Here is a 24739-nt window from a genome sequence, read left to right as displayed (position 1 = left end):
TGGAGGTCGACGTGATGTTTCATGATACATCCGTTTCAGTGTTTCATACGTTTCACTATTGCGTGGCGGTCATCCCCGTGAAATCAACGGCTTGCAGCTTGGCATGGTGCTTGCGCCTACCTATCCGTTCTCCAACCTGGATTGCCGCATGACCGCTTCCGCCCCTTTCTCCGCCGGTGCTCGCTTCCGTGAGGCGCTTGCTGCCGAATCGCCGCTGCAGGTGATCGGCGCCATCAACGCCAACCACGCCCTGCTGGCCAAGCGCGCCGGCTTCCGCGCCATCTATCTGTCCGGCGGCGGTGTTGCCGCGGGCTCGCTGGGCCTGCCGGACCTGGGCATCAACACCCTGGAAGACGTGCTGGTGGACGTGCGCCGCATCACCGATGTCTGCGACCTGCCGCTGATGGTGGACATCGATACCGGCTTCGGGCCGAGTGCGTTCAACATCGCGCGCACCGTGAAGTCGCTGATCAAGGCCGGCGCGGCCGCCTGCCACATCGAAGACCAGGTTGGCGCCAAGCGCTGCGGTCACCGTCCGGGCAAGGAGATCGTCTCGCAGGGTGAAATGGTCGACCGCGTGAAGGCTGCCGCCGATGCCAAGACCGATCCGGACTTCTTCCTGATCGCGCGTACCGACGCCATCCAGGTGGACGGCGTGGACAAGGCCATCGAGCGCGCCATTGCCTGTGTCGAGGCCGGTGCCGACGGCATCTTCGCCGAGGCGGCCTACGACCTGGACACCTACCGTCGCTTCGTCGACGCGGTGAAGGTGCCGGTGCTGGCCAACATCACCGAATTCGGTGCCACCCCGCTGTTCAGCCGCGATGAACTGGCTTCGGCCGGTGTTGCGATCCAGCTGTTCCCGCTGTCGGCGTTCCGCGCGGCCAACAAGGCGGCCGAGAACGTCTACCAGGCGGTGCGCCGCGATGGCCACCAGCGCAACGTGGTGGAAACCATGCAGACCCGCGAAGAACTCTACGACCGCATCGGCTACCACGCCTTCGAGCAGCAGCTCGATGCGCTGTTCGCCGCCAAGAAATAAGCAGTACCCTGCACCATCAAGTTTCGGAGGGAAACATGAACGATACGACCGCAACCCCGACCTTCAAGCCGAAGAAGTCCGTCGCCCTGTCCGGCACCGCCGCCGGCAACACCGCGCTGTGCAGCGTGGGCCGCAGTGGCAACGACCTGCATTACCGTGGCTACGACATCCTGGACCTGGCCAACACCAGCGAGTTCGAGGAAATCGCCTACCTGCTGGTGCACGGCAAGCTGCCGACCCGCGCCGAGCTGGTTTCGTACAAGGCCAAGCTGAAGTCGCTGCGTGGCATCCCGGCCGCGGTGAAGGCCGCACTGGAAGAACTGCCGCCGTCGGCACACCCGATGGACGTGATGCGCACCGGTGTGTCCGTGCTCGGCTGCGTGGCGCCGGAGAAGGATGACCACAATCATCCGGGCGCGCGCGACATTGCCGACAAGCTGATGGCCTGCCTCGGCTCGATGCTGCTGTACTGGTACCACTGGAGCCACAACGGCCGTGCCATCGACGTGGAAACCGACGATGACTCGATCGGTGGCCACTTCCTGCACCTGCTGCACGGCGAGAAGCCGCAGGACTCGTGGGTGAAGGCGATGCACACCTCGCTGATCCTGTACGCAGAACACGAGTTCAACGCCTCGACCTTCACCTGTCGTGTCATCGCCGGTACCGGCAGCGACATGTACAGCGCGATCTGCGGTGGCATCGGCGCACTGCGTGGCCCGAAGCACGGCGGCGCCAATGAAGTGGCGTTCGAAGTGCAGAAGCGCTACGACAATCCGGATGAGGCCGAGGAAGACATCAAGGCCCGCGTCGAGCGCAAGGAAGTGGTGATCGGCTTCGGCCATCCGGTCTATACCGTCTCCGATCCGCGCAACAAGGTGATCAAGGACGTGGCCCGCGAGCTGTCCGAAGAACAGTCGAGCATGAAGATGTACGACATCGCCGAGCGCCTGGAATCGGTGATGTGGGACATCAAGAAGATGTTCCCGAACCTGGACTGGTTCAGCGCCGTCAGCTACCACATGATGGGCGTGCCGACCGCGATGTTCACCCCGCTGTTCGTGATCGCGCGCACCGCCGGCTGGAGCGCGCACATCATCGAGCAGCGCATCGACGGCAAGATCATCCGCCCGAGCGCCAACTACATCGGTCCGGAAGACCGCGACTTCGTCGCCATCGACAAGCGCGTCTGATCCACCTGCTGTCCCCATCCGGCCGGCCGCGTGCCGGCCGGATGCTTTCGCCGCCGCACCGCCGGCACCCGGCCCGCCCCAAGCATTCCGCCAGCCCATGAATACCGATTACCGCAAGAACCTCCCCGGCAGCGCGCTGGACTATTTCGACGCGCGCGCTGCCGTCGATGCGATCCAGCCCGGCGCCTATGCCACCCTGCCGTACACCTCGCGCGTGCTGGCCGAGAACCTGGTACGCCGCTGCGATCCGGCCACGCTTGGCGACTCGCTGAAGCAGCTGATCGAGCGCCGCCGTGACCTGGATTTCCCGTGGTTCCCGGCGCGCGTTGTGTGCCACGACATCCTCGGCCAGACCGCACTGGTCGACCTGGCTGGCCTGCGTGATGCGATCGCCGACAAGGGCGGCGACCCGGCCAAGGTCAATCCGGTGGTGCCGGTGCAGCTGATCGTCGATCACTCGCTGGCGGTGGAGTGTGGTGGTTTCGATCCGCAGGCGTTCGAGAAGAACCGCGCGATCGAGGATCGCCGCAACGAAGACCGCTTCCACTTCATCGACTGGACCAAGCTGGCGTTCGAGAACGTGGACGTGATTCCGCCGGGCAACGGCATCATGCACCAGATCAACCTGGAGAAGATGTCGCCGGTGATCTACGTGCAGGACGGCGTAGCCTTCCCCGACACCTGCGTGGGCACCGACAGCCACACCCCGCACGTGGATGCGCTGGGCGTGATCGCCATTGGTGTGGGCGGCCTGGAAGCCGAGAACGTGATGCTCGGTCGTGCCTCGTGGATGCGACTGCCGGATATCATCGGCGTCGAGCTGACCGGCAGGCCGCAGCCGGGCATCACCGCCACCGACGTGGTGCTGGCGCTGACCGAATTCCTGCGCAAGGAGCGCGTGGTCGGCGCGTACCTTGAATTCTTCGGCGAGGGAGCGGCGGCACTGACCATCGGTGACCGCGCCACCATCTCCAACATGTGCCCCGAATACGGCGCCACCGCCGCGATGTTCTACATCGACGGGCAGACCATCGATTACCTGCGCCTGACCGGGCGCGAGGAATCGCAGGTGGCGCTGGTGGAAAACTATGCGCGCACCACCGGCCTGTGGGCTGACGACCTGGCCACCGCACAGTACGAGCGCGTGCTGCGCTTCGACCTGTCCAGCGTGGTGCGCAACATGGCCGGCCCGTCCAACCCGCACAAGCGCGTGGCGACCGCCGAGCTGGCCGAGCGCGGCATCGCCGACGAGGCCAAGCTGGCAGCGGGCAAGGCCGAGCAGGCGCAGGGCCTGATGCCGGATGGCGCGGTGATCATCGCCGCCATCACCAGCTGCACCAACACCTCCAACCCGCGCAACGTGATCGCTGCCGGCCTGCTGGCACGCAAGGCCAACGAGCGCGGCCTGCTGCGCAAACCGTGGGTGAAGTCATCGTTGGCGCCCGGCTCGAAGGCGGTGCAGCTGTACCTGGAAGAGGCCGGCCTGCTGCCGGACCTGGAAAAGCTGGGCTTCGGCATCGTCGCCTTCGCCTGCACCACCTGCAACGGCATGAGCGGCGCGCTCGATCCGGCCATCCAGCAGGAGATCATCGACCGTGACCTGTACGCCACGGCTGTGCTGTCGGGCAACCGCAACTTCGATGGCCGCATCCACCCGTATGCGAAGCAGGCCTTCCTGGCGTCGCCGCCGCTGGTGATCGCCTATGCCATCGCCGGCACCGTGCGCTTTGACATCGAGAAGGACGTGCTGGGCGTGGACGCCGACGGCAACGAGGTGCGCCTGAAGGATATCTGGCCGAGCGATGCCGAGATCGACGCGGTGGTGAAGGCCTCGGTGAAGCCCGAGCAGTTCCGCAAGGTCTACAACCCGATGTTCAACGTGCGCGTGGAGAACGGTGCCGCAGTCAGCCCGCTGTACGACTGGCGCCCGCAGAGCACCTATATCCGTCGCCCGCCGTACTGGGAGGGCGCACTGGCCGGTGAGCGCACGCTGTCGGGCATGCGTCCGCTGGCGGTGCTGCCGGACAACATCACCACCGACCACCTGTCGCCGTCCAACGCGATCCTGGCCTCCAGTGCCGCCGGTGAGTACCTGGCGAAGATGGGCCTGCCCGAAGAGGACTTCAATTCCTACGCGACCCACCGCGGTGACCACCTGACCGCGCAGCGCGCCACCTTCGCCAACCCGAAGCTGTTCAACGAGATGGTGCGCAACGACGACGGCAGCGTGAAGCAGGGTTCGCTGGCGCGCGTGGAGCCGGAAGGCAAGGTGATGCGCATGTGGGAAGCCATCGAGACCTACATGGAGCGCAAGCAGCCGCTGATCATCATTGCCGGTGCCGACTACGGCCAGGGCAGCTCGCGTGACTGGGCCGCCAAGGGCGTGCGCCTGGCTGGCGTGGAGGCGATCGTGGCCGAGGGCTTCGAGCGGATTCACCGTACCAACCTGATCGGCATGGGCGTGCTGCCGCTGGAGTTCAAGCCGGGCACCACCCGCCTGACCCTGGGCATCGATGGCACCGAGACCTTCGACGTGGTCGGCGAGCGCACCCCGCGCGCCGAGCTGACGCTGGTCATCCACCGCCGCGACGGCCAGGACGTGATCGTGCCGGTCACCTGCCGCCTGGACAGCGACGAGGAAGTGGCGATCTACGAGGCCGGTGGCGTGTTGCAGCGCTTCGCGCAGGACTTCCTGGAAGGCGCCAAGGTGGCGTAAGACATCCGACGGCCCGGCAACGGGCCGTCTTTCTTTGCAAGGAACACATCCATGACCTTCCTCCCGCAACTCCGTATTCCCGCCACCTACATGCGCGGTGGCACCAGCAAGGGCGTGTTCTTCCGCCTGCAGGACCTGCCCGACGCCGCGCAGGTGCCGGGCGCCGCACGCGATGCGCTGCTGATGCGCGTGATCGGCTCGCCCGATCCGTATGGCAAGCAGACCGACGGCATGGGCGGCGCCACCTCCAGCACCAGTAAATGCGTGATCATTTCCACCGCCTCGGTGCCGGACCACGATGTGGACTACCTGTACGGCCAAGTCTCGATCGACACCGCCTTCGTCGACTGGAGCGGCAACTGCGGCAACCTCAGCACTGCGGTGGGTCCGTTCGCGATCGCCAACGGCCTGATCGATCCGTCCCGCGTGCCACGCGACGGCCTGTGCACCGTGCGCATCTGGCAGGCCAACATCGGCAAGACCATCATCGCCCACGTGCCGATGCGCGATGGCGAAGTGCAGGAGACCGGTGATTTCGAGCTGGATGGCGTGACCTTCCCGGCCGCCGAGATCCAGCTGGAGTTCATCGATCCGTCCGATGACGGCGATGCGGGCGCGATGTTCCCGACCGGCAACCTGGTCGACACCCTGGACGTGCCGGGCGTGGGCAGTTTCGAGGTGACCATGATCACCGCCGGCATTCCGACCATCTTCCTCAATGCGGCCGACCTGGGCTACACCGGCACCGAACTGCAGCCTGCGATCAACGAGGACGAGGGGGCGCTGGAGCGCTTCGAGAAGATCCGCGCCTACGGCGCCTTGCGCATGGGGCTGATCAAGAACCTGGAAGATGCGGCGACCCGCCAGCACACGCCGAAGGTGGCCTTCGTGGCACCGGCGCAGGACTACGTGTCGTCCAGTGGCAAGGTCATTCCGGCCTCGGCGATCGACCTGCATGCGCGTGCGTTGTCGATGGGAAAGCTGCACCACGCGATGATGGGTACCGCTGCCGTGGCGATCGGCACCGCGGCAGCGATTCCGGGCACGCTGGTCAATCGCGCTGCTGGAGGCGGCGAACGCGAAGCGGTGACCTTCGGCCATCCCTCCGGCACGTTGCGCGTGGGTGCGCAGGCCGGTCTCGTTGACGGCCAATGGACGGTGACCAAGGCCATCATGAGCCGCAGCGCCCGCGTGCTGATGGAAGGCAAGGTGCGGGTACCGGTCGAGTGATGCGTTGGTGAACGCCAACCAAGGTTGGCGACTACCGGGCCGCAGAGACCGATTGCTTTGGTAGATGCCAACCTTGGTTGGCATGGTGCACGGGCGACCGTGCACCGCAACGAGGAGATCGATAATGTCCGACAGCCACACCCCATCCAACGAGCGTGCAGCGTGGGATGCGCTGCTGGTGGGCATCGTCGACTACGTGCGCGACGCGCGCATCGACTCACCGCTGGCGTTCCAGACCGCGCACCACTGCCTGCTCGACACGCTGGGCTGCGGCCTGGAAGCGCTGTCGTTCCCGGCCTGCAGCAAACTGCTTGGTCCACTGGTGCCGGGCATCAGCGTGGTCAACGGCGCGCGCGTTCCGGGTACGCATTACGTGCTGGACCCGGTGCAGGCCGCCTTCAACATCGGCGCGATGGTGCGCTGGCTGGATTTCAACGATACCTGGCTGGCGGCCGAATGGGGGCACCCTTCGGACAACCTGGGTGGCATCCTTGCCGTCTGCGATTGGCTGGGGCGCAACGCGCAGGCTCTGCGGCGCCCACCGCCGACCGTGCGCGACGTGCTGCTGGCAATGATCAAGGCGCACGAGATCCAGGGCGTGCTGGCGCTGGAGAATTCCTTCAACCGGGTCGGGCTGGACCACGTGGTGCTGGTCAAAGTGGCCACCACCGCTGTGGTTGCGCAGCTGCTCGGCCTGGATCGCGAGCGCATGCTCAATGCGTTGTCGCTGACCTGGGTCGATGGTCAGTCCCTGCGCACCTACCGGCACGCACCCAACACCGGCTCGCGCAAGAGCTGGGCAGCTGGCGATGCGACCAGCCGTGGCGTGCGCCTGGCGCTGATGGCGGCCAGTGGCGAGATGGGCTACCCCAGCGTGCTCAGCGCGCCGACCTGGGGCTTTGAAGCGGTGTCGATGCATGGCAAGGCACTGACGCTGGGGCGACCGCTGGGCAGCTACGTGATGGAGAACGTGCTGTTCAAGATCAGCTACCCGGCCGAGTTCCATGGCCAGACCGCAGTGGAGGCGGCCATCATGCTGCACCAGCAGTTGCGTGCGATGGGGCGGCGGGTCGAGGACATCGCGCATATCGCGATCCGGACCCAGGAAGCCTGCATCCGCATCATCGACAAGCAGGGCCCGCTGCATAACCCGGCCGACCGCGACCATTGCGTGCAGTACATGGTCGCCATCGCGCTGCTGCACGGGCGGCTGGTGGCCGAGGATTACGAGGACGACGTTGCCGCTGATCCACGCATCGATGCCCTGCGGGCGAAGATGGCCTGCCATGAGGATCCGCAACTCAGCGCCGACTACCTGGACCCGGACAAGCGCAGCATCGCCAACGGCCTGGGCGTGCGCTTCAGCGACGGTACTGAGCTGCCCGAGGTACTGGTGGAATACCCGCTCGGCCATGCCCGACGCCGGGAGGAAGGCATTCCGCTGCTGATGGACAAGTTCCGCCGGCACCTGGCCCACCGCTTCCCGACGGTCCAGCAGCAGCGCATCCTGGCGGCATCACTGGATCCGGTGGCGCTGGCGGCAATGCCGGTGACCGACTATGTGGACCTGTACCTGCCGGGGTAGCAACGCTTTGGTGGATCTGACACCACGCCTGCTTGCCGGGCATGTGGCTCGACCCGCTTTGGTAGGTGCCAACCTCGGTTGGCACGGCCGACGCCAACCAAGGTTGGCATCTACCGGGATGCTTTGGTCCGCGCTGCAGTCCGCTGAGGTTCCGCAGAGATAGTGTAATCCCGCGATAGCGATAGGCTCAGCCGGATCAGATCACATATGTGGAAAGGCATCCGTAGTCGGTTCGCACCGAGATGGCATTGTCTCCTGTCCATGCAATATGCGCGGTACGCACCACATGATCGACGGGAAAGCGTCGAATTTCCCTCATGTCTGCAAAGTCATAAAGTGCAATATGACCGCGGTGCATGACGGCCAATCGCTTGCTATCGCAGTCCAGTGCAAAGTCAGTTCGTGTCATATCAGTGAACTCCGGCCACCCGGGGCGGGATTCGCCTGTTGCCGCGTCCAGGCACAGTAGGCGCCACCGTCCATACTGTTCCAAGGCCAACAACCAGCGTCCATCCGCGCTCCACTCCATCTTGACGATCATTTCAAAATCAGCCTGATGTCGGCGCACAGTCTTGGCCTGGGCGACATCGATGTACTCGATCTCCCCCGGATTGGCACAGCAGGCAAGCATCGTGGCATCCGCTGAGAGCGTGCTCATCATCTGCTCGGAATGCCCGCCAACCATCGCAGGGGAGCGCACCAGCTGCATGATGTGCCTTCCATCGTCGAGTCTCATTACCGTTAGCTGCTCACCGTCATACCATGCGGCATGCCCGTTGGACCTTGTCAGGAAGGGCGATGACAGTATGGATGCATCGCTGATCCGCTGGGGAGGACTGCCATCTGAAGTCCAAAGGTAGATTCCAGAGTCGAATCGAATCAGGAATCCTGTCCGGTCATCCGTAGGTAGTGCCGACCAGGCAAGGTCCGTCTTGCTTGATCGCCAACCATGGATGATCTCAGTGTCTTCACCAATGAGCAGCAACATGTCGGTTGCCGCACCATGCGTGTCTTCGTCCTGGTGCTGATTGGTCGCCAGCTTCCCATTGCAACCCGCAATCATCAGGGCTCCCGTGTAGCCCCCGCCAATGTAACGATGCATGCAGGGTTCGCCTGCGGCAGCAGCAGGGTTCACGAGTACGAAGCCCTTTTTCAGCCGCGACCACTCCTGTTTGATGGCCCATTTCAGTGCCTCGTCGGGACTCGGGAAGTCTTTCAACTGTGACTTCAGCTTCCCCGGGTTTCCGGAGGTGACTTCGACGGTACCTCGGTCACATCGCGTACCCCAGACCTTACCGGTCGCTGGATTCTGAATCATACGTACTCGTGTCATTGCAATGTTCACTGCTGTCCAGAAGGCCTGATGCCGATGCTACAGCGGCGACTGAAGGCCGATTGGGAAGTCGCTCAATCGAGGGTTGAACCCGTCACTTTGGGGCGGCTTAGCCTTCTCTCCGCCGGGACATTGCGCGCCACGATTGGGGGGCGCCTGATCCCAAGCCAGACAGGTTGCCGGCATCGGCCTGTGCCTGGCGCAGCGGGGGAGGGGCGCTTGGGTAGGTGCCAACCTTGGTTGCCACGGCTATCGCCAACCAAGGTTGGCGGCTACCGGTCCAGCCGGCCGGCGGCCGGCACTACCCGCGCCCGGGCAATTGCCGAATCCGCGCCAACGCCTTGACGCGGCCTGCCTATAATGGCCACCTCGATCAAGGAGTGACGACATGAGCGGTCCGGCACGGCGGAAGCGGTGGGGATGGGCGGCGGCGGTACTGGCAGGAGGCCTGTTGCTGGGCCTGGCCGGCTGCCGCAACGACAGCGGGCAGTTGCCCAAGGCCAGTGGCGAGGCGATCACCACCAAGGCCGAGCAGGTGAAGGAATTCACCCTGCTGCGGGCCTACCCGGACCAGAAGAATGACGGCCTGTCGCTGGCGCTGGAGTTCTCGCGCCCGCTGGTCGGCACCCAGGATTTCGACACGCTGGTGCGCTTCGAGGAGAAGGTCGGCACCGAAGACAGCAGCTGGACGCTGTCCGATGACGGCCTGACCCTGCGCTACCCGTTTGTCGAGGCCGGCAAGGAGTTCAGCCTGGTGGTCTCGCCGGACCTGCTGGCCGCTGATGGCAGCCGCCTGGGCAAGGAACTGAAGCAGAAGGTGTTCAGCGGCGAGCTGAAGCCGGTGGTTGGCTTCGCCTCGCAGGGCAGCGTGCTGCCGGCCAAGGACAGCCGTGGCCTGCCGGTGGTCTCGGTGAACGTTCCGGAAGTCGACGTCGAATTCCTGCGCGTGCGCGAGAAGGATCTTCCGACCTTCTTCAGCCAGTACCAGCGCGGCGGCCGCCGTGGCAGCTGGGAGCTCAGCAGCGACTACGAGCGCAGCCCGATCAACAAGCTGGCCGAGCCGGTGTACGTCAACCGTTTCATCCTGGGGGGCAAGAAGAACGAGCGGGTGCTGACCTACCTGCCGACCCAGGACATCAAGGAACTGCAGGAGCCGGGCCTGTACTTCGCCCTGCTCAAGCGTACCGGTGACTACGAAGGCGAGTTCGACACCGCGTTCTTCTCGGTCAGCGACATCGGCCTGCATACCCGCGCCTACAAGGACAAGCTGTTCGTGCACACCGCCGGCCTCAAGGACGGCGCGCCGCTGAAGGGCATCGACCTGCGCGTGCTCGACGCCAAGGGCGAGGTGGTGCTGAAGGGCAGCACCGACGGCAATGGTAATGCGCTGCTGAACTACACCCTGGATGCCACCCACGTGCTGGTTGCCAGCAGTGGCAAGGACACCAGCTTCCTGCCGTTCAACCAGCCGGCGCTGGACCTGAGCGAATTCGCCGTGGCCGGCCGTGACAATGCCTGGTTCGATGTCTATGCCTGGTCCGGGCGCGACCTGTACCGCCCCGGCGAGACCGTGCGGCTGTCCGCGCTGCTGCGCGACAACGACGGCAAGCCGGTCAAGGCCCAGCCCGTGTTCCTGCGGCTGAAGCAGCCCGATGGCAAGACTTTCCGCGAGACCCGGCTGCAGCCGGGTGACCAGGGCTACATCAATTTCGAGCAGGTGATCCCCACCGAGGCGCCGACCGGGCGCTGGCAGGTCGAGTTCCGCACCGACCCGGCCAGCAAGGAAGCGATCCAGGGCATGACCCTGCGCATCGAGGAGTTCCTGCCCGAACGCATGAAGCTGGACCTGGACAGTGCGCAGAAGACGCTGAAGCCGGGTGAGGACCTGCGCCTGCAGGCCAATGGTGCCTACCTGTATGGCGCACCGGCCGATGGCAACCGCTTCACCGCACGCATGGCGGTGGCCGCCGAACAGAAGCCGGTGGACGGCCTGCCGGGCTATTTCTTCGGTGACCCGACCCTGCAGCTGCCGCGCGAGGCCAAGGACGTGATCGATACCACGCTGCCGGCCAATGGCCAGCTGCGTGAGGATGTGGCGTTGCCGGAAGAGGCGGCCAAGGCCAAGGCGCCGATCGCCGTGGTGCTGTCCGGCAGCCTGTATGAAACCGGCGGCCGCACAGTCACCCGCACCCTGAAGCGGGTGATGTGGCCGGCCAATGCGCTGGTCGGCGTGCGGCCGCTGTTCAATCCCGAAGACGGCGCCGATTCCAACGGCAATGCGCGCTTCGAGCTGATGCGCGTGGATGCTGCCGGTACGCCGCAGCCGGCCAAGGGCCTGAAGATCACCCTGGTGCGCGAGCTGCGCGACTACCACTGGACCTTCAACGACAACCGCTGGGACTACGACTTCACCCGCCGTTTCGAGAACAAGGAAACCCGAACCGTCGATGCCGGCAACAGCGCGGTCGCCTTTGATTTCCCGGTGGAGTGGGGCGAGTACCGGGTGGACGTGTTCGATCCGTCCACCGGCCTGACCAGCCGCTACCCGTTCCGCGCCGGCTGGAGCTGGGGCGATGACAACCGTGGCCTGGATGCGCGCCCGGACAAGGTCAAGCTGGGCCTGGACAAGACCGGTTACAAGGCCGGTGACACCCTGGAGGTGACGGTGACCCCGCCGCACGCCGGCAAGGGCATCCTGATGGTCGAAACCGACCGCATGCTGTATGTGCAGGACATCGAGGCCAAGCCGGGTTCGACCTTCAAGATCCCGGTCACCGCCGACTGGGAGCGCCACGACGTCTACATCACCGCGCTGGTGTTCCGTGGCGGCAGTGCGCCGAGCAAGATCACCCCGGCCCGTGCCGTGGGCGTGGTGCACGTGCCGATGGACCGCAAGGGCCGCACGGTGGCCGTCGGCCTGGTCGCGCCCAAGCAGATGCGCCCGGAGCAGGACCTGCCGGTAACCGTCAGTGCGCCGCAGCTGGCCGGCAAGACCGCGCACGTCACCGTTTCGGCGGTGGACGTGGGCATCCTCAACATCACCCGTTTCCCGGTGCCCGATGCCGGTGCACACTTCTTTGCCCAGCGTCGCCTCGGTATCGATGCCTACGACATCTACAGCCGGGTGATCGAGAGCTTCGACGGTGGCAGCGGCAAGCTGAAGTTCGGCGGCGACATGGCGCTGCAGGCATTGCCGCAGGCCAAGCGCCCGACCGCGCGCGTGCAGACCGTGGACCTGTTCTCCGGCCCGGTACAGCTCGATGCCAAGGGCAATGCCCGCATCCGGCTGAAAGTGCCGGACTTCAACGGCACCCTGCGCGTGTCGGCGCTGGTCTACAGCGATGACCAGTACGGCAAGCGCGACGTGGAAACCATAGTGCGCGCACCGATCCTGGCCGAAGCCAGCATGCCGCGCGTGCTGGCCCCGGGCGACCGCAGCACCGTGACCCTGGACGTGCAGAACTTCACCGGCAAGCCGGGCCAGTTCAACGTGAAGGTGGAAACCGAGGGCCCGTTGAACCTGGGCGAGGGCAGCCGCAGCGTGCAGTTGAATGCCGACGCCAAGACCACGCTGAGCTTCCCATTGTCGGCACGCGAAGGCCACAGCGTGGCCAAGGTGAGGGTGCGGGTGGACGGCAACGGCTTCAAGGCCGATCGCCGCTACGACCTGCCGGTGCGTGCGGCGTGGCCGCAGGTGCTGCGTTCGCAGGTGCGCACGCTCGATCCGCTGGCGGCGGTCAGCCTCGACAACAGCCTGACCGAGGGCCTGATGTCCGAGTCGGTCAATGCCCGCCTGCTGGTCAGCCCGCTGCCGCCGATCCCGTTCGCCAGTGCACTGCAGGGCGCGCTGAACTATCCATATGGCTGTGCCGAGCAGACCACCAGCAAGGGTTACGCCGCGCTGATCCTGGACCAGGCCACCTCGTCGATGCTCGGCGCCGATGGCCTGGATGCCAAGACCCGCCGCGAGCGCATGGAAGGTGCGTTCGGTCGCCTGGCGTCGATGCAGGTGGCCAACGGCAACTTCTCGATGTGGGGTGACGACGGCTACGTGAACCCGTGGCTGACGCCGTACATCACCGAGTTCCTGCTCGACGCCAAGGACGCCGGTTTTGCGGTGCCCGACAACGTGCTGCAGAAGGCGCTCAACCGGCTCAGCGAGGATCTGCTGTCCGGCGGCAATCAGTTCTACGGCCAGGATGACCGCGAGAAGCTGAAGTTCGCCAACCAGGCCTATTCGGGCTACGTGCTGGCCCGGGTCAACCGTGCGCCGCTGGGTACCCTGCGTACGCTGTACGACAACGAGCGCAGCAAGGCGGTGGGCGGCCTGTCGCTGGTCCACCTGGGCGTGGCGTTGTCACTGCAGGGCGATGCCAAGCGGGGCCAGGCCGCGCTGGCGGCGGCCTTCGCCAAGTCCAGCAGCGAGCGCCCGTCGTACTTCGGCGACTACGGCAGCGCGATCCGCGATGACGCGCTGATGATCGCGCTGACTCACGAGAACAAGCTGGCCAGGCCGGCCTGGGACGCGCGCGCGGTCGACCTCGGTCGTGGCCTGGATGCGCGCCGCAATGCCGGCTGGATGTGGCTGAGCACGCAGGAGCAGGTGGCGATTGCCCGCCTCGGCAAGGCGCTCGCCGCCAATCAGAAGGCACTGGTAGCGGGTGAGCTGGTGATCGGTGGCAGCACCGAAGCGATTGGCGAGCGCAAGCTGTTCGGACGCAACTTCAGCGCCAGCGAGCTGGCCAGTGGCGTGCGCTTCACCCCGCAGGGGCAACCGCCGATGTTCGCCAGCATCGACGTGGCCGGTATCCCGCGCAGTGCACCCGCACCGGACAACAGCGTAGTGGGTATTGAACGCAGCTACTTCGGTACCGATGGCAAGCCGTGGTCGCCGCGCCCGCTGAAGGAAGGCGAAGCGCTGATCGTGCGCGTCACCGTCACCGCCGACACCACGATGCCCGATGCACTGCTGACCGACCTGCTGCCGGCGGGCCTGGAGATCGAGAACTTCAACCTGGGCGATGCCAAGCAGTGGGCCGACGTGGTGGTCGATGGCATCACCATCAGCGACCGTGGTGAGGCCGCCGATACCAAGCACGAGGAGTTCCGCGACGACCGCTACGTGGCCGCGCTGAAGCTCTCGCGTGGCAGCAAGGCCAACGTGTTCTACCTGGTCCGCGCGGTGACGCCGGGAACCTACTCGGTGCCGCCGCCGCTGGTGGAGGACATGTACCGGCCGCAGCTGCGAGGCGTCGGCCGCAGCAACCCGACCACGATCACGGTGGTACAGCCGTGACCGCGCGGACGGGCCGCGACGGCGCGGCCCGTCCTGCTGGCAACCCGCAATGAAGAACACGATGACGAACCGGCTGGCGGCCCTGCGCCGCCGGTGGCGGCCGCTGTGGCCATGGCTGCGCTGGGGCATGGCCGCTACGCTGGCGCTGCTGCTGGTGCTGGATTTCGCCTTCCCGCCACCGCTGCCGAAGCAGCGTGATACCAGCACCCTGGTGGTGGCTGCCGACGGCACGCCGCTGCGTGCATTCGCCGATGCCGAGGGCGTGTGGCGCTATCCGGCCTCGATTGACAGCGTCTCACCGCTGTACCTGCAGGCGTTGCTGACCTATGAAGACCGCTGGTTCTGGCGGCATCCGGGCATCAACCCGCTGGCGATCCTGCGTGCCAGCGGCCAGCTGCTGCGTGGCGGCCGCATCGTTTCCGGTGGCTCGACCCTGACCATGCAGGTCGCGCGCATTCTCGATCCGCACTCACGCACCCCGTGGGGCAAGCTGAAGCAGATGCTGCGTGCGGTGCAGCTTGAGGTGCACCTGAGCAAGCAGCAGATCCTGGCCCTGTACCTGGAGCGTGCACCCTACGGCGGCACCATCGAAGGCGTGGAAGCGGCCAGCTGGGCCTATCTGGGCAAGCCGGCGGCGCAGCTGTCGCATGCCGAGGCTGCGCTGCTGGCGGTGCTGCCACAGGCGCCCAGCCGGCTGCGCCCGGACCGCCATCCGGAAGCTGCGCAGAAGGCGCGCGACAAGGTGCTGTCACGCATGGCCGAGCTGGGCGCGTGGACACCGGAAGAAGTGGAGGATGCGCGCGTCGAGAACGTGGTGGCGCGTTCGCTGCGCCCTCCCTTGCACGCCGCGCTGCTGGCGCAGCGCCTGCACTCGGCGCATCCGGGCCAGGCACGCATCCAGAGCAGCATCGACATCGGCCTGCAGCGCACGCTGGAAGAGCGCGTGGCCAGCTATTTCTCGACGCTGCCCGAGCGTACCTCGGCGGCCCTGCTGGTGGTCGACAACCGGACCCTGCAGGCACGCGCCTATGTCGGTACATTGTCCTTCGGTGACCGCCAGCGGCTGGGTCACGTGGACATGGTGCAGGCCTGGCGTTCGCCAGGCTCCACGCTCAAGCCGTTCCTGTACGCGATGGCGCTGGACGATGGCCTGATCCATTCGGAAAGCCTGCTGGTCGATGCACCGCAGAGTTTCGGCAGCTACCGCCCCGGCAACTTCGACATGGCCTTCAATGGGCCCATCGGTGCCTCCAGCGCATTGCGGCTGTCGCTCAACGTACCGTCGGTGGATCTGCTGCAGCGGGTCGGCGCGGCGCGCTTCGCTGCCCGCCTGTCGCACGCCGGGATCCAGCTGCGCTTCCCGCCGGGCAGTACGCCCAACCTGTCGCTGATCCTGGGCGGCACCGGCGCGCGCCTGGAAGACCTGGTCGGCGCGTTCGCCGCGCTCAACCGGAGCGGTATCGCCGGCCGCGTGCGTTACACCGACGACGAGCCGATGATCGAGCGGCGCCTGGCCTCGCCGGGCGCCAGCTGGATCGTGCGCGAGATGCTCGAATCAAACCCGCGCCCGGGATACAGCGCCGGGACGTTCGATGTCGGTGGCCGCCCGCGCGTGGCGTGGAAGACCGGCACCAGTTACGGGTACCGCGATGCATGGGCGATCGGCAGTACCCGCCACTACACGGTGGGCGTGTGGGTGGGCCGGCCGGACGGTACTCCGTTGCCGGGCCAGTACGGCGCGGTCACCGCGCTGCCGCTGATGTTCGAAGTGGTGGACAGCCTGCCGCGCCAGCGTGGTGATTCGGCGGCCGCGCCGATGCCGGCCAGTGTCAGCCAGGAAGACATCTGCTGGCCCACTGGCGAACGTGCCGAGGGACTGCCGGCTGCACTGTGCCAGCGCAGGATGCCAGCCTACCTGCTCGATGGCGCCGCACCGCCGACCTTCCCGGAGCGCGAGGCGCGGCGCTGGCAGCCGGGGCGTCAACGTTACCTGGCCGATGCCCACAGCGGACTGCGCGTGTCTGCCGATTGCCGCCTGCCGCACGAAGAAGTCGCCCGCGAGATCGCGCGCTGGCCGGCGTTGCTGTCACCGTGGCTGCCCAAGGCCACGCGCGAGGCGTCGCAGTTGCCGGGACTGTCGCCAGACTGCCGCGACGACGGGCGCGAGGCCAGCGTCGCGCTGCATGTGGACGGGCTCAATGACGGTGCCACGCTGGCGCGCGCGCCGAATTCGGAACACGGCGTGCGCCTGCAGCTGCGCGCGCTGGGCAGCGAGCAGGCGGTGGACTGGTTGCTGGACGGCCGCTGGATCGCGCAGACCCACGGCGCGCAGTTGATGCAGCGCGAGTTCGCCGATCCCGGTGCGCATACCCTGACCGCCTTGGCCGCGGACGGCGCGTGGACGCAGGTACGGTTCAACGTGCTGCGGTAGCGCCGGGCCATGCCCGGCGGAACCGTTCGGATCACATTGCATACGCCGGGCATGGCCCGGCGCTACCGGATCACTCCCCGATCCACCCATCCAGCAGATCGGCGAACTCGTCGGCGTGTTCCTCTTCCTGTGCCAGGATCTCTTCGAGGATGCGCTTGGTGGTGGTATCGCGGTCGCCGATGAAGTTGATCATCTCGCGGTAGCTGTCGATGGCGATGCGTTCGGCCACCAGGTTCTCGCGGACCATGTCGCGCAGGTCGCTGCCTTCCTTGTATTCGGCATGCGAGCGCGCGGTCAGCGTATCCGGGTTGAAGTCGGGCTCGCCGCCGAGCTGCACGATGCGCTCGGCCAGCTTGCCGGCATGCGCCTGTTCCTGCTGTGCATGTTCAAGGAATTCAGCTTTCACCGCGTCGGCCAGCATGCCCTTGGCCATGAAGTAGTGCCGGTAGTAGCGCAGCACGCACACGTACTCGGTGGCCAGTGCGTCGTTGAGCAGCTTGATCACCACCTTGCGGTCGGCGCTGTAGCTGTCGGTGATCGCACCATCCTCGATGTTGCGCCGGGCACGCTCGCGCAGGGCCGTGCGCTCGCTGATGCCGGGAATCTGCGCGGTGGGCTTGGGGGCTTTGGGTGGGTTGCTGGACATGGCTGGCCGTTTCCTCTTGCGGTGGGAGATCAGGTGGGCAGGTGCTCCAGCACGTAGTCGGCCGAAGACACTTCGAATTGACCGGGCTGTTCAACCCAGGCGGCGCGGACCACGCCGTCGACCACGTACAGGGCGAAACGGCGCGAGCGGATGCCCATGCCCGAGGCACTGGCGTCGAGCTCCAGGCCGAGCGCACGGGTCAGTTCGGCATTGCCGTCGGACAGCATCAGCAGGCCGTCGGGCACGTGCTGATCGGCGGCCCAGGCCTTCATCACGAACGGGTCGTTGACGGCCATGCAGTAGACATCGATGCCGCGCTGGCGGAAGGCCTCGAATTTCTCGACGTAGCCGGGCAGGTGGCGGGCCGAGCACGTCGGCGTGAACGCGCCGGGCACCGCGAACAGCACCACCTTGCGCGCGTCGAACAGCGAATGCGTATCGAGCGTTTCAATGCCCTCGCGGATGCGCTTGAGGGTGACTTCCGGAATGCGGTCGCCGACATGGATGGTCATGGGGAACTCCTTGCTGGGGCAGCGTAGTGGGCCGGATGGGACAGGGACGTCAAGACATTGGAAAACCGGCGTGCAGGGCCCATCTTCAGGCTTTGCGGAGCGGGCTTCCAGCCATAGCCTGGGGCAGGGCGATGGCAACCGCATTGCGCAGGATCAGTCGGCCTCACCGGGGCCGCACGAGGGGCGGCGTAGCATCGCCGGCGCGTAGAATGAACCTGGGGCGGCGCCACCGGCGCGGCCGAAGCAGATCGAGGTAGCTGGATGGAATTCAAGGATTACTACGCCACCCTGGGGGTGGAACCGAGCGCGGGCGAGGCGGAGATCAAGACCGCCTACCGCCGGCTGGCACGCAAGTACCACCCGGACGTCAGCAAGGAGGCCGGGGCCGAAGACAAGTTCAAGGCGGTCAACGAGGCCTATGAGGCGCTGCGCGACCCGGAAAAGCGTGCAGCCTACGACCAGCTGCGCGCGCAGGGCTATCGCCCGGGCGAGGAGTTCAACGTGCCGCCGAACTATGGCGGCGCCGGTGGTTTCAACTTCGAGGAAGTGTTCGGGGGTGGTGGCGCCAACGGCGGCTTCAGCGACTTCTTCGAAAGCCTGTTCGCGCGCCAGCGCGGCGGTGCCGGCCCTGGCCCGGGATTCAGCAGCCAGGGCCATGCGCCCAACCGCGACACCCGCGCCAAGCTGTCGGTACCGCTGGAAGCGGCCTACAGCGGCGACAGCCTGCGCATCACCGTCAACGGCAAGCAGCTGGACGTGCGCGTGCCCAAGGGCATCCGTCCGGGCCAGGTGATCCGCCTGGCGGGGCAGGGCAACCATGGCGGCAACCTGCTGCTGGAAGTGGAGTACGCCGCACACCCGCAGTTCGAGGTCGATGGCCGCAACATCCTCTACACCCTGCCGGTCACGCCGTGGCAGGCCGCGCTGGGCACCAGCATCAGCGTGCCGACCCTGGGCGGCGCGGTGGAACTGAAGATCCCGGCCGACTCCGATGCCGGGCGCAAGCTGCGCCTGCGCGGGCGTGGCCTGCCGGGCAATCCGGATGGCGACCAGATCGTCGAGATCGAGATCGTGGCCCCGGCCGCGACCGACGAGGCGCAGAAGAAGGCCTACCGGAACCTGGCCAAGGCGTTTGGCGAGACGATCTGAGATGGATCCTGGTGGGTGCGGACCTTGGTCCGCACGCCTTTCGGCCGTTCAAGGCGTGCCAACCAAGGTTGGCACCTACCAAACAAGAGCGTGCCGACCAAGGCCGGCACCCACCCGCGCGCGTCTCAGCCCTGCCCGGCGAACACGCGCTCCAGCACTTCGGACAGCTCGTCTTCCGAGAACGGCTTGGTGATGTAGGCCTTGGCGCCTTGGCGCATGCCCCACATGCGGTCGGTGTCCTGGTCCTTGGTGGTCACCAGGATCACTGGAATATGCCGGGTTGCCTCGTCGCGGGCGAGGGTGCGGGTGGCCTGGAAGCCGTTGAGATTGGGCATCACCACGTCCATCAGGACCAGGTCGGGCAGCTCGGCCTTGGCGGTTTCGACCCCGGCGGCGCCATCGGTGGCGGTCAGGATCTGGTGCCCGAGCTTCTCGACGATGCGCTGTATCCCCAACAGCTGCGACGGTGAGTCGTCGACGATCAGAATGCGTGCCATGTTGTTCCCCATGTAATGCCCGCAGTGTAGTGCGGGCTCATTACCGGCGGGAGGGGCGCATCTGCCGTCCGTCGCCTGCCTGCTACGTTCAGTCGATCCGCACCACGGTGCGGCCCAGCGAGCCGCCCGCCAGCATCCGCTCGAACACGGCCGGCAGGCCATCAAGGCCAACCTCGGCGGTACAGATGCGGTCCAGGTGCTGCGGTTTCCATTCGTTGCCCAGCCGCGCCCAGACGTCCTCGCGCAGCCCGCGTGGCGCATTGGCCGAGGACACGCCCAGCAGCGACACGCCACGCAGGATGAACGGCATCACGGTCATGTCCAGCGCCGGGCTGGCCGCCAGGCCGGCACTGACCACGCTGCCGTAGGGCGCGGTCTGCGCCAGCAGGCTGGCGAGCATGGCGCCGCCGGCATTGTCCAGGCCCCCACCGAAACGCGCCGATTGCAGTGGGCCGGTGTCGGCCAGGGCCTCACGCGGCAGCACCTCGGTGGCGCCGATGGCGTGCAGGAAACCGGTCTGGTCGGGTTTGCCGCTGATCGCATGCACCGTGTAGCCGGCGCGGCTGAAGATCGACAGTGCCAGCGCGCCGACGCCGCCACTGGCGCCGGTGACCGCCAGCGGTCCAAGTTCCGGGCTCTGCCGGTTGTCCTGCATGCGCAGCAGCGCCAACGCCGCGGTGAAGCCGGCGGTGCCCAGCACCATCGCCTCGCGTGGGCTCAGCCCGGCCGGCTGGGCGATCACCGCACGCGATTCCAGCCGCACATACTGGCTGTAGCCGCCGTCGCGGGTCTCGCTGAGGCCGCAGCCGGTGGCCAGCACCGCGTCGCCTTCACGCCATTCCGGATCGGTGCTGGCGACCACGGTGCCGGCTACGTCGATGCCCCCCACCAGCGGGAAGCGGCGCAGGATCTTTCCCTTGCCGGTGCCGGCCAGGGCGTCCTTGTAGTTGACCGAGGACCAGTTGGCGCGGATCAGAACCTGGCCGGGGCTGAGGTCTTCGACCTTGAGCTGGGCCAGGCCGCTGCGGTAACCGGCGTCGTCGTTTTCGATGCGGAAGGCGGTGAACGGGGTGGTGGGGGCCATCGGCATTGCCTGACTTCGAGGAAAACGCCACCTTACCCCGTTGCCCCCCTTTCGATCCTGCCGATCCGCCCCATCTTGTATGATCAGTAATGGTTTCACGGCTGGCGCCGCGGGAAGGGCCCGCGCCGCAGCCCACATCTTGATGGAGCGTGCATGGCCTGGAATACACCCGGCGGCAACAAGGGCGGACAAGGCCCCGAGGACAATCGACGCGGGCCGTTCGGGTCACGCGGCGGTGGCAATGGTGGTGGCTGGGGCGGTTTGCCCGGGCCACTGAAGGACCTGTTCGATGGCGGCATCGTGCGTTGGGTGGCGGCGGCCGTGGTGCTGCTGGTGCTGTTCTCCAGCTTCCAGTTGATCGGCGAACAGCAGCGTGGCGTGGTCCTGCGCTTCGGCCAGTTCTCGCGCATCCTGCAGCCCGGCCCGAACTTCAAGCTGCCGTGGCCGATCGAATCGGTCACCAAGGTCAACGCCACGGAGATCAAGACGTTCTCGATCCAGGTGCCGGTGCTGACCCGCGACGAGAACATCGTCAACGTCTCGCTGAACGTCCAGTACCGCATCGACGACCCGCAGCAGTACCTGTTCGGCACCGTCGATGCCAACCAGGTGCTGGAGCAGTCGGCGCAGAGCGCGGTGCGCGAGGAAGTCGGCCGTGCCGACCTCAACGCCGTGCTGAACAACCGTGGCCCGCTGGCCGTGGCCGCCGAGGAGCGCCTGCAGGCACTGCTGAAGGCGTTCAAGACCGGCCTGACCGTGACCGGCCTGACCCTGCAGGACGCCCGTCCGCCGGAAGAAGTGAAGCCGGCCTTTGACGAGGTCAACGGTGCCCAGCAGGTCAAGGAACGCCTGATCAACGAGGCCCAGGCCTACGCTGCCAAGGTCGTGCCGGAAGCCCGGGGCCAGGCCTCGCGCGCCCGTACCACCGCCGAAGGCTACAAGCAGGCCGTGGTGTCCAAGGCCGAGGGTGACGCGCAGCGCTTCAGCCTGTTGCAGGCCCAGTACAAGGACGCCCCGGAAGTGACCCGCAAGCGCCTGTGGCTGGAGACCGTGCAGCAGGTGCTGAGCGAGAACCGCAAGGTGATCGGCGGCGATGGCCGCCAGCTGATCTACGTGCCGATGACCGGCGATACCCGTCCCACCACCTCGGCCCCGGCCGCAGTGGCGAACCCGGACGTGGTGATGCCGTCGCTGCCGGGTGCAGCGGTGGAAGCTTCCCGTGATCCGGGCCGGCCGGTGGGCCGCCCGACCGGGCGACCGAGCGGCCGTGAGGAGGGCAGCCGATGAAGAGTCCTATCTGGATCGCCGTGATCGTGGCGGTGGTGCTGGGCCTGCTCGGCTCGGTGTACGTGGTCCGTGAGGACCAGACCGCCATGGTGCTGAACCTGGGCAAGGTGGTGCGTTCGGACATCAAGCCGGGCCTGCATTTCAAGGTGCCGGTGGTGGAAACGGTGAAGGTCTTCGACCGCCGCTTCCAGGTGCTCGACACCGCGCCGGCGCGCTACTTCACCGCCGAGCAGAAGGACGTCAGCGTCGACTTCTTCGCCGTCGGCTACATCTCCAACGTAGGTGACTACTTCCGTGCCACCGGCGGCGATCCGCGCATCGCCAATGCCCGCCTGGCACCGATCATCACCGACTCGCTGCGCAACCAGATCAACTCGCGCACCCTGCAGCAGCTGGTGTCCGGCGACCGCAGCGAGCTGATCGCCGAGCAGCTGAAGGGGATCAACGAGGCGGTGGCCGGCCTCGGCATGCAGATGATCGACCTGCGCATCAAGCAGGTGGACCTGCCGACTGACAGCCAGGTGATCAACGACGTGTACGAGCGCATGCGCGCCCAGCGCAAGCAGGAAGCGGCCAAGCTGCGTGCGGAGGGCGAGGAGCAGTCGCTGACCATCCGTGCCCAGGCCGACCGCGACAGCACCGTGCTGATCGCCGAGGCCGAGCGTGATGCACAGCGCCTGCGCGGTGAAGGCGATGCCGAGGCGGCCCGCATCTACGGCAAGGCTGGCGCGGCTGATCCGTCGTTCTATGCGTTCTACCGCAGCCTGGAGGCCTACCGTGGCTCCATGACCGACGGCAATGGCGTGATCGTGCTCGACAAGAACGACCCGTTCCTGCAGTACCTGAAGAACGACCGCTGAGGTCGCAGGGCACTACCCCACGGGGCCCGGCCAGACGCCGGGCCCCGTGCTTTTTCCGGAGTCCCCCATGAAAGATCTGTTCGCCGCCGTCTGCCTGGTCGCGGTGCTGGAAGGCCTGTTCCTGTTCGTGGCGCCGTTCGCCTGGAAGCGCATGGCCGAGCGCCTGCTGGACCTGCCCAGCCCGGCCCTGCGCAGCTTCGGCGGGCTGGTGCTGCTGGCCGGCCTGAGCCTGCTGTGGTGGGTGAGGCATTAGCAGGGGTCAGATCCCTTTCCGCAGGAAAGGGATCTGACCCCATTTCGGTCCCCTGACCGGTGGGTGAAGCCGTCCGTCGGAAAGGTGGCAGCGGACCCCGGAAACCCGGATAATGCACAAAAGCCGGACGGGCCTCCCCGTTCGGCTTTTTCCGTGTCTGGGCCTTCCATCGCCGGCCGCTCCCCGTCTGGAGCCGCCCTCCAGGTGCTGGCCAGCCCCGCCACGGTTTACCCGTCCGCGGCCCCGATGGCCGCAACAAATCGAGGAGCCCGTCATGGGTCAGTCTGTCGTAGTGTTGGGTGCCCAGTGGGGCGATGAAGGCAAGGGCAAGATCGTCGATCTGCTCACTGAGGAAATCGGCGCCGTCGTGCGCTTCCAGGGTGGCCACAATGCCGGCCACACCCTGGTCATCAACGGCAAGAAGACCGTCCTGCACCTGATCCCGTCGGGCATCCTGCGTGACGACGCGCTGTGCCTGATCGGCAACGGCGTGGTGATCTCGCCGGCCGCGCTGCAGAAGGAAATCGCCGAGCTGGAAGCCTCCGGCGTGGAAGTACGTTCGCGCCTGAAGATCTCCCCGGCCGCGCCGCTGATCATGCCGTACCACATCGCCCTGGACCAGGCGCGCGAACGCGCTGCCGGTGGCAAGGCGATCGGCACCACCGGCCGTGGCATCGGCCCGGCCTACGAAGACAAGGTGGCGCGTCGCGGCATCCGCATCGCCGACCTGCATTACCCGAAGCAGCTGGAAGAACTGCTGCGCACCGCGCTGGATTACCACAACTTCGTGCTGACCAAGTATCTGAACACCGATGCGGTCGACTTCCAGAAGACCTTCGACGAGGCGCTGGCCTTCGGCGAGTACGTGCAGCCGATGAAGTCCGACGTGGCCGGCATCCTGCACGACCTGCGCAAGCAGGGTAAGCGCGTGCTGTTTGAAGGCGCGCAGGGTGCGCTGCTGGACATCGACCACGGCACCTACCCGTACGTCACCAGCTCCAACACCACCGTCGGTGGCGCGCTGGCCGGTTCCGGCGTCGGCGCCGATTCGATCGACTACGTGCTGGGCATCGCCAAGGCCTACGCCACCCGCGTCGGCGGCGGCCCGTTCCCGACCGAACTGGACGACGAAGTCGGCCAGGGCATCCGTGACCGTGGCGCCGAGTATGGCGCATCGACCGGCCGCCCGCGTCGCTGCGGCTGGATGGACATCGTCGCGCTGAAGCGCGCCGTGGCCATCAACGGCATCAGCGGCCTGTGCATCACCAAGCTGGACGTGCTCGATGGCATGGAAAAGCTGAAGGTCTGCATCGCCTACGAATACAACGGCAAGCGCACCGAATATGCTCCGCTGGATGCGCAGGGCTGGGAAGAGTGCACCCCGGTGTACCTGGAGTTCCCGGGCTGGAGCGAGAACACCCACGGCATCACCCAGTGGGACGAGCTGCCGCCGGCGGCACGCGCCTACCTGCGTTCGCTGGAAGAACTGGCCGGCTGCCCGATCAGCATCGTTTCCACTGGCCCGGACCGCGACCACACCATGGTCCTGCAGGATCCGTTTGCCTGAGTGAGAGACCGGTAGCGCTGGGCCCTGCCTGGTGTTGCTGAAGGAAAAGCCCCGCGCA

General features: G+C 66.6%; 17 protein-coding genes. 12 read left to right on the top strand and 5 right to left on the bottom strand.

What is annotated here, in order from left to right; translation table 11 throughout:
* Nucleotides 1-148: 148 nt before the first annotated feature.
* The 5 genes from prpB (at nucleotide 149) to AC5P74_RS18290 (ending at nucleotide 7766) form a co-directional block, all read left to right on the top strand.
* Entirely contained in the window at nucleotides 149-1042 is an 894-nt protein-coding gene (gene prpB / locus AC5P74_RS18310) for a methylisocitrate lyase (RefSeq protein WP_005418360.1), read from the top strand.
* Between the two features lie 35 nt (nucleotides 1043-1077).
* Nucleotides 1078-2235, top strand: a complete 1158-nt coding sequence (prpC, locus tag AC5P74_RS18305; RefSeq protein ID WP_005418357.1) for a bifunctional 2-methylcitrate synthase/citrate synthase — start codon at nucleotides 1078-1080, stop codon at nucleotides 2233-2235.
* 97 nt (nucleotides 2236-2332) lie between these two features.
* Nucleotides 2333-4951, top strand: coding sequence for a Fe/S-dependent 2-methylisocitrate dehydratase AcnD (gene acnD, locus AC5P74_RS18300; RefSeq protein WP_329843187.1), 2619 nt, complete (start codon nucleotides 2333-2335; stop codon nucleotides 4949-4951).
* Between the two features lie 51 nt (nucleotides 4952-5002).
* Nucleotides 5003-6181, top strand: coding sequence for a 2-methylaconitate cis-trans isomerase PrpF (prpF, locus tag AC5P74_RS18295; protein WP_346607637.1), 1179 nt, complete (start codon nucleotides 5003-5005; stop codon nucleotides 6179-6181).
* Between the two features lie 124 nt (nucleotides 6182-6305).
* Nucleotides 6306-7766 carry a bifunctional 2-methylcitrate dehydratase/aconitate hydratase gene (locus AC5P74_RS18290; protein ID WP_346607636.1) on the top strand — a complete coding sequence of 487 codons (1461 nt, stop codon included), beginning with the start codon at nucleotides 6306-6308 and terminating at the stop codon, nucleotides 7764-7766.
* Between the two features lie 196 nt (nucleotides 7767-7962).
* On the opposite strand, the gene AC5P74_RS18285 is transcribed toward AC5P74_RS18290, so the two are convergent.
* Nucleotides 7963-8985, bottom strand: coding sequence for a WD40 repeat domain-containing protein (locus AC5P74_RS18285; protein ID WP_141239381.1), 1023 nt, complete (start codon nucleotides 8983-8985; stop codon nucleotides 7963-7965).
* A gap of 502 nt (nucleotides 8986-9487) precedes the next feature.
* Here AC5P74_RS18285 and AC5P74_RS18280 point away from each other — a divergent pair.
* Together AC5P74_RS18280 and pbpC are read left to right on the top strand one after the other, a co-directional pair.
* On the top strand, nucleotides 9488-14395 hold the full coding sequence (locus AC5P74_RS18280; protein ID WP_346607635.1) for an alpha-2-macroglobulin family protein: 4908 nt from the start codon (nucleotides 9488-9490) through the stop codon (nucleotides 14393-14395).
* A gap of 49 nt (nucleotides 14396-14444) precedes the next feature.
* Nucleotides 14445-16826: a penicillin-binding protein 1C gene (gene pbpC, locus AC5P74_RS18275; protein ID WP_346607634.1), complete on the top strand. Its 2382-nt coding sequence runs from the start codon at nucleotides 14445-14447 to the stop codon at nucleotides 16824-16826.
* Between the two features lie 70 nt (nucleotides 16827-16896).
* On the opposite strand, the gene AC5P74_RS18270 is transcribed toward pbpC, so the two are convergent.
* A complete protein-coding gene (locus AC5P74_RS18270) occupies nucleotides 16897-17472 on the bottom strand; it encodes a ferritin-like domain-containing protein (protein WP_346607633.1) in 576 nt (191 codons plus the stop codon).
* A 29-nt stretch (nucleotides 17473-17501) separates the two neighbouring features.
* Entirely contained in the window at nucleotides 17502-17984 is a 483-nt protein-coding gene (locus AC5P74_RS18265) for a peroxiredoxin (protein ID WP_049413449.1), read from the bottom strand.
* Nucleotides 17985-18245: 261 nt separating this feature from the next.
* Here AC5P74_RS18265 and AC5P74_RS18260 point away from each other — a divergent pair, with 261 nt between their 5' ends.
* Nucleotides 18246-19133: a DnaJ C-terminal domain-containing protein gene (locus AC5P74_RS18260; RefSeq protein ID WP_005418339.1), complete on the top strand. Its 888-nt coding sequence runs from the start codon at nucleotides 18246-18248 to the stop codon at nucleotides 19131-19133.
* A 125-nt stretch (nucleotides 19134-19258) separates the two neighbouring features.
* Here the strand turns inward: AC5P74_RS18260 and pilH are convergent, their stop codons facing one another.
* Entirely contained in the window at nucleotides 19259-19630 is a 372-nt protein-coding gene (pilH, locus tag AC5P74_RS18255; RefSeq protein WP_005410644.1) for a twitching motility response regulator PilH, read from the bottom strand.
* A gap of 88 nt (nucleotides 19631-19718) precedes the next feature.
* The gene (locus AC5P74_RS18250) at nucleotides 19719-20714 is read right to left on the bottom strand and encodes a YhdH/YhfP family quinone oxidoreductase (protein ID WP_053498913.1); all 996 of its coding nucleotides are present in this window, start codon (nucleotides 20712-20714) and stop codon (nucleotides 19719-19721) included.
* A 153-nt stretch (nucleotides 20715-20867) separates the two neighbouring features.
* Here AC5P74_RS18250 and hflK point away from each other — a divergent pair, with 153 nt between their 5' ends.
* The 4 genes from hflK to AC5P74_RS18230 all read left to right on the top strand — a co-directional run bounded on the left by hflK (nucleotide 20868) and on the right by AC5P74_RS18230 (nucleotide 24681).
* Complete coding sequence (gene hflK / locus AC5P74_RS18245) at nucleotides 20868-22001, top strand: FtsH protease activity modulator HflK (RefSeq protein ID WP_053498912.1); 1134 nt, start codon at nucleotides 20868-20870, stop codon at nucleotides 21999-22001.
* A complete protein-coding gene (hflC, locus tag AC5P74_RS18240; protein WP_171957572.1) occupies nucleotides 21998-22861 on the top strand; it encodes a protease modulator HflC in 864 nt (287 codons plus the stop codon). Before hflK ends, hflC begins: the two co-directional genes overlap by 4 nt.
* Nucleotides 22862-22928: 67 nt before the next feature.
* Nucleotides 22929-23114 (top strand): DUF2065 domain-containing protein, encoded by a 186-nt coding sequence (locus AC5P74_RS18235; protein ID WP_005414170.1) that lies wholly within the window; start codon nucleotides 22929-22931, stop codon nucleotides 23112-23114.
* Between the two features lie 274 nt (nucleotides 23115-23388).
* Nucleotides 23389-24681 (top strand): adenylosuccinate synthase, encoded by a 1293-nt coding sequence (locus AC5P74_RS18230; protein ID WP_005418326.1) that lies wholly within the window; start codon nucleotides 23389-23391, stop codon nucleotides 24679-24681.
* Nucleotides 24682-24739: the final 58 nt, after the last annotated feature.

This window comes from Stenotrophomonas sp. YJH_SMC_94-11 (assembly GCF_059370435.1).
The sequence above is the reverse complement of the archived record's forward strand: the minus strand, read 5'-3'. Positions and strand labels throughout refer to the sequence as shown.

Coding starts and splice junctions, on each gene's coding strand:
- prpB (WP_005418360.1), top strand. CDS start 149: ATGACCGCTTCCGCCCCTTTCTCCGCCGGTGCTCGCTTCCGTGAGGCG.
- prpC (WP_005418357.1), top strand. CDS start 1,078: ATGAACGATACGACCGCAACCCCGACCTTCAAGCCGAAGAAGTCCGTC.
- acnD (WP_329843187.1), top strand. CDS start 2,333: ATGAATACCGATTACCGCAAGAACCTCCCCGGCAGCGCGCTGGACTAT.
- prpF (WP_346607637.1), top strand. CDS start 5,003: ATGACCTTCCTCCCGCAACTCCGTATTCCCGCCACCTACATGCGCGGT.
- AC5P74_RS18290 (WP_346607636.1), top strand. CDS start 6,306: ATGTCCGACAGCCACACCCCATCCAACGAGCGTGCAGCGTGGGATGCG.
- AC5P74_RS18280 (WP_346607635.1), top strand. CDS start 9,488: ATGAGCGGTCCGGCACGGCGGAAGCGGTGGGGATGGGCGGCGGCGGTA.
- pbpC (WP_346607634.1), top strand. CDS start 14,445: ATGAAGAACACGATGACGAACCGGCTGGCGGCCCTGCGCCGCCGGTGG.
- AC5P74_RS18270 (WP_346607633.1), bottom strand. CDS start 17,472: ATGTCCAGCAACCCACCCAAAGCCCCCAAGCCCACCGCGCAGATTCCC.
- AC5P74_RS18265 (WP_049413449.1), bottom strand. CDS start 17,984: ATGACCATCCATGTCGGCGACCGCATTCCGGAAGTCACCCTCAAGCGC.
- AC5P74_RS18260 (WP_005418339.1), top strand. CDS start 18,246: ATGGAATTCAAGGATTACTACGCCACCCTGGGGGTGGAACCGAGCGCG.
- pilH (WP_005410644.1), bottom strand. CDS start 19,630: ATGGCACGCATTCTGATCGTCGACGACTCACCGTCGCAGCTGTTGGGG.
- AC5P74_RS18250 (WP_053498913.1), bottom strand. CDS start 20,714: ATGGCCCCCACCACCCCGTTCACCGCCTTCCGCATCGAAAACGACGAC.
- hflK (WP_053498912.1), top strand. CDS start 20,868: ATGGCCTGGAATACACCCGGCGGCAACAAGGGCGGACAAGGCCCCGAG.
- hflC (WP_171957572.1), top strand. CDS start 21,998: ATGAAGAGTCCTATCTGGATCGCCGTGATCGTGGCGGTGGTGCTGGGC.
- AC5P74_RS18235 (WP_005414170.1), top strand. CDS start 22,929: ATGAAAGATCTGTTCGCCGCCGTCTGCCTGGTCGCGGTGCTGGAAGGC.
- AC5P74_RS18230 (WP_005418326.1), top strand. CDS start 23,389: ATGGGTCAGTCTGTCGTAGTGTTGGGTGCCCAGTGGGGCGATGAAGGC.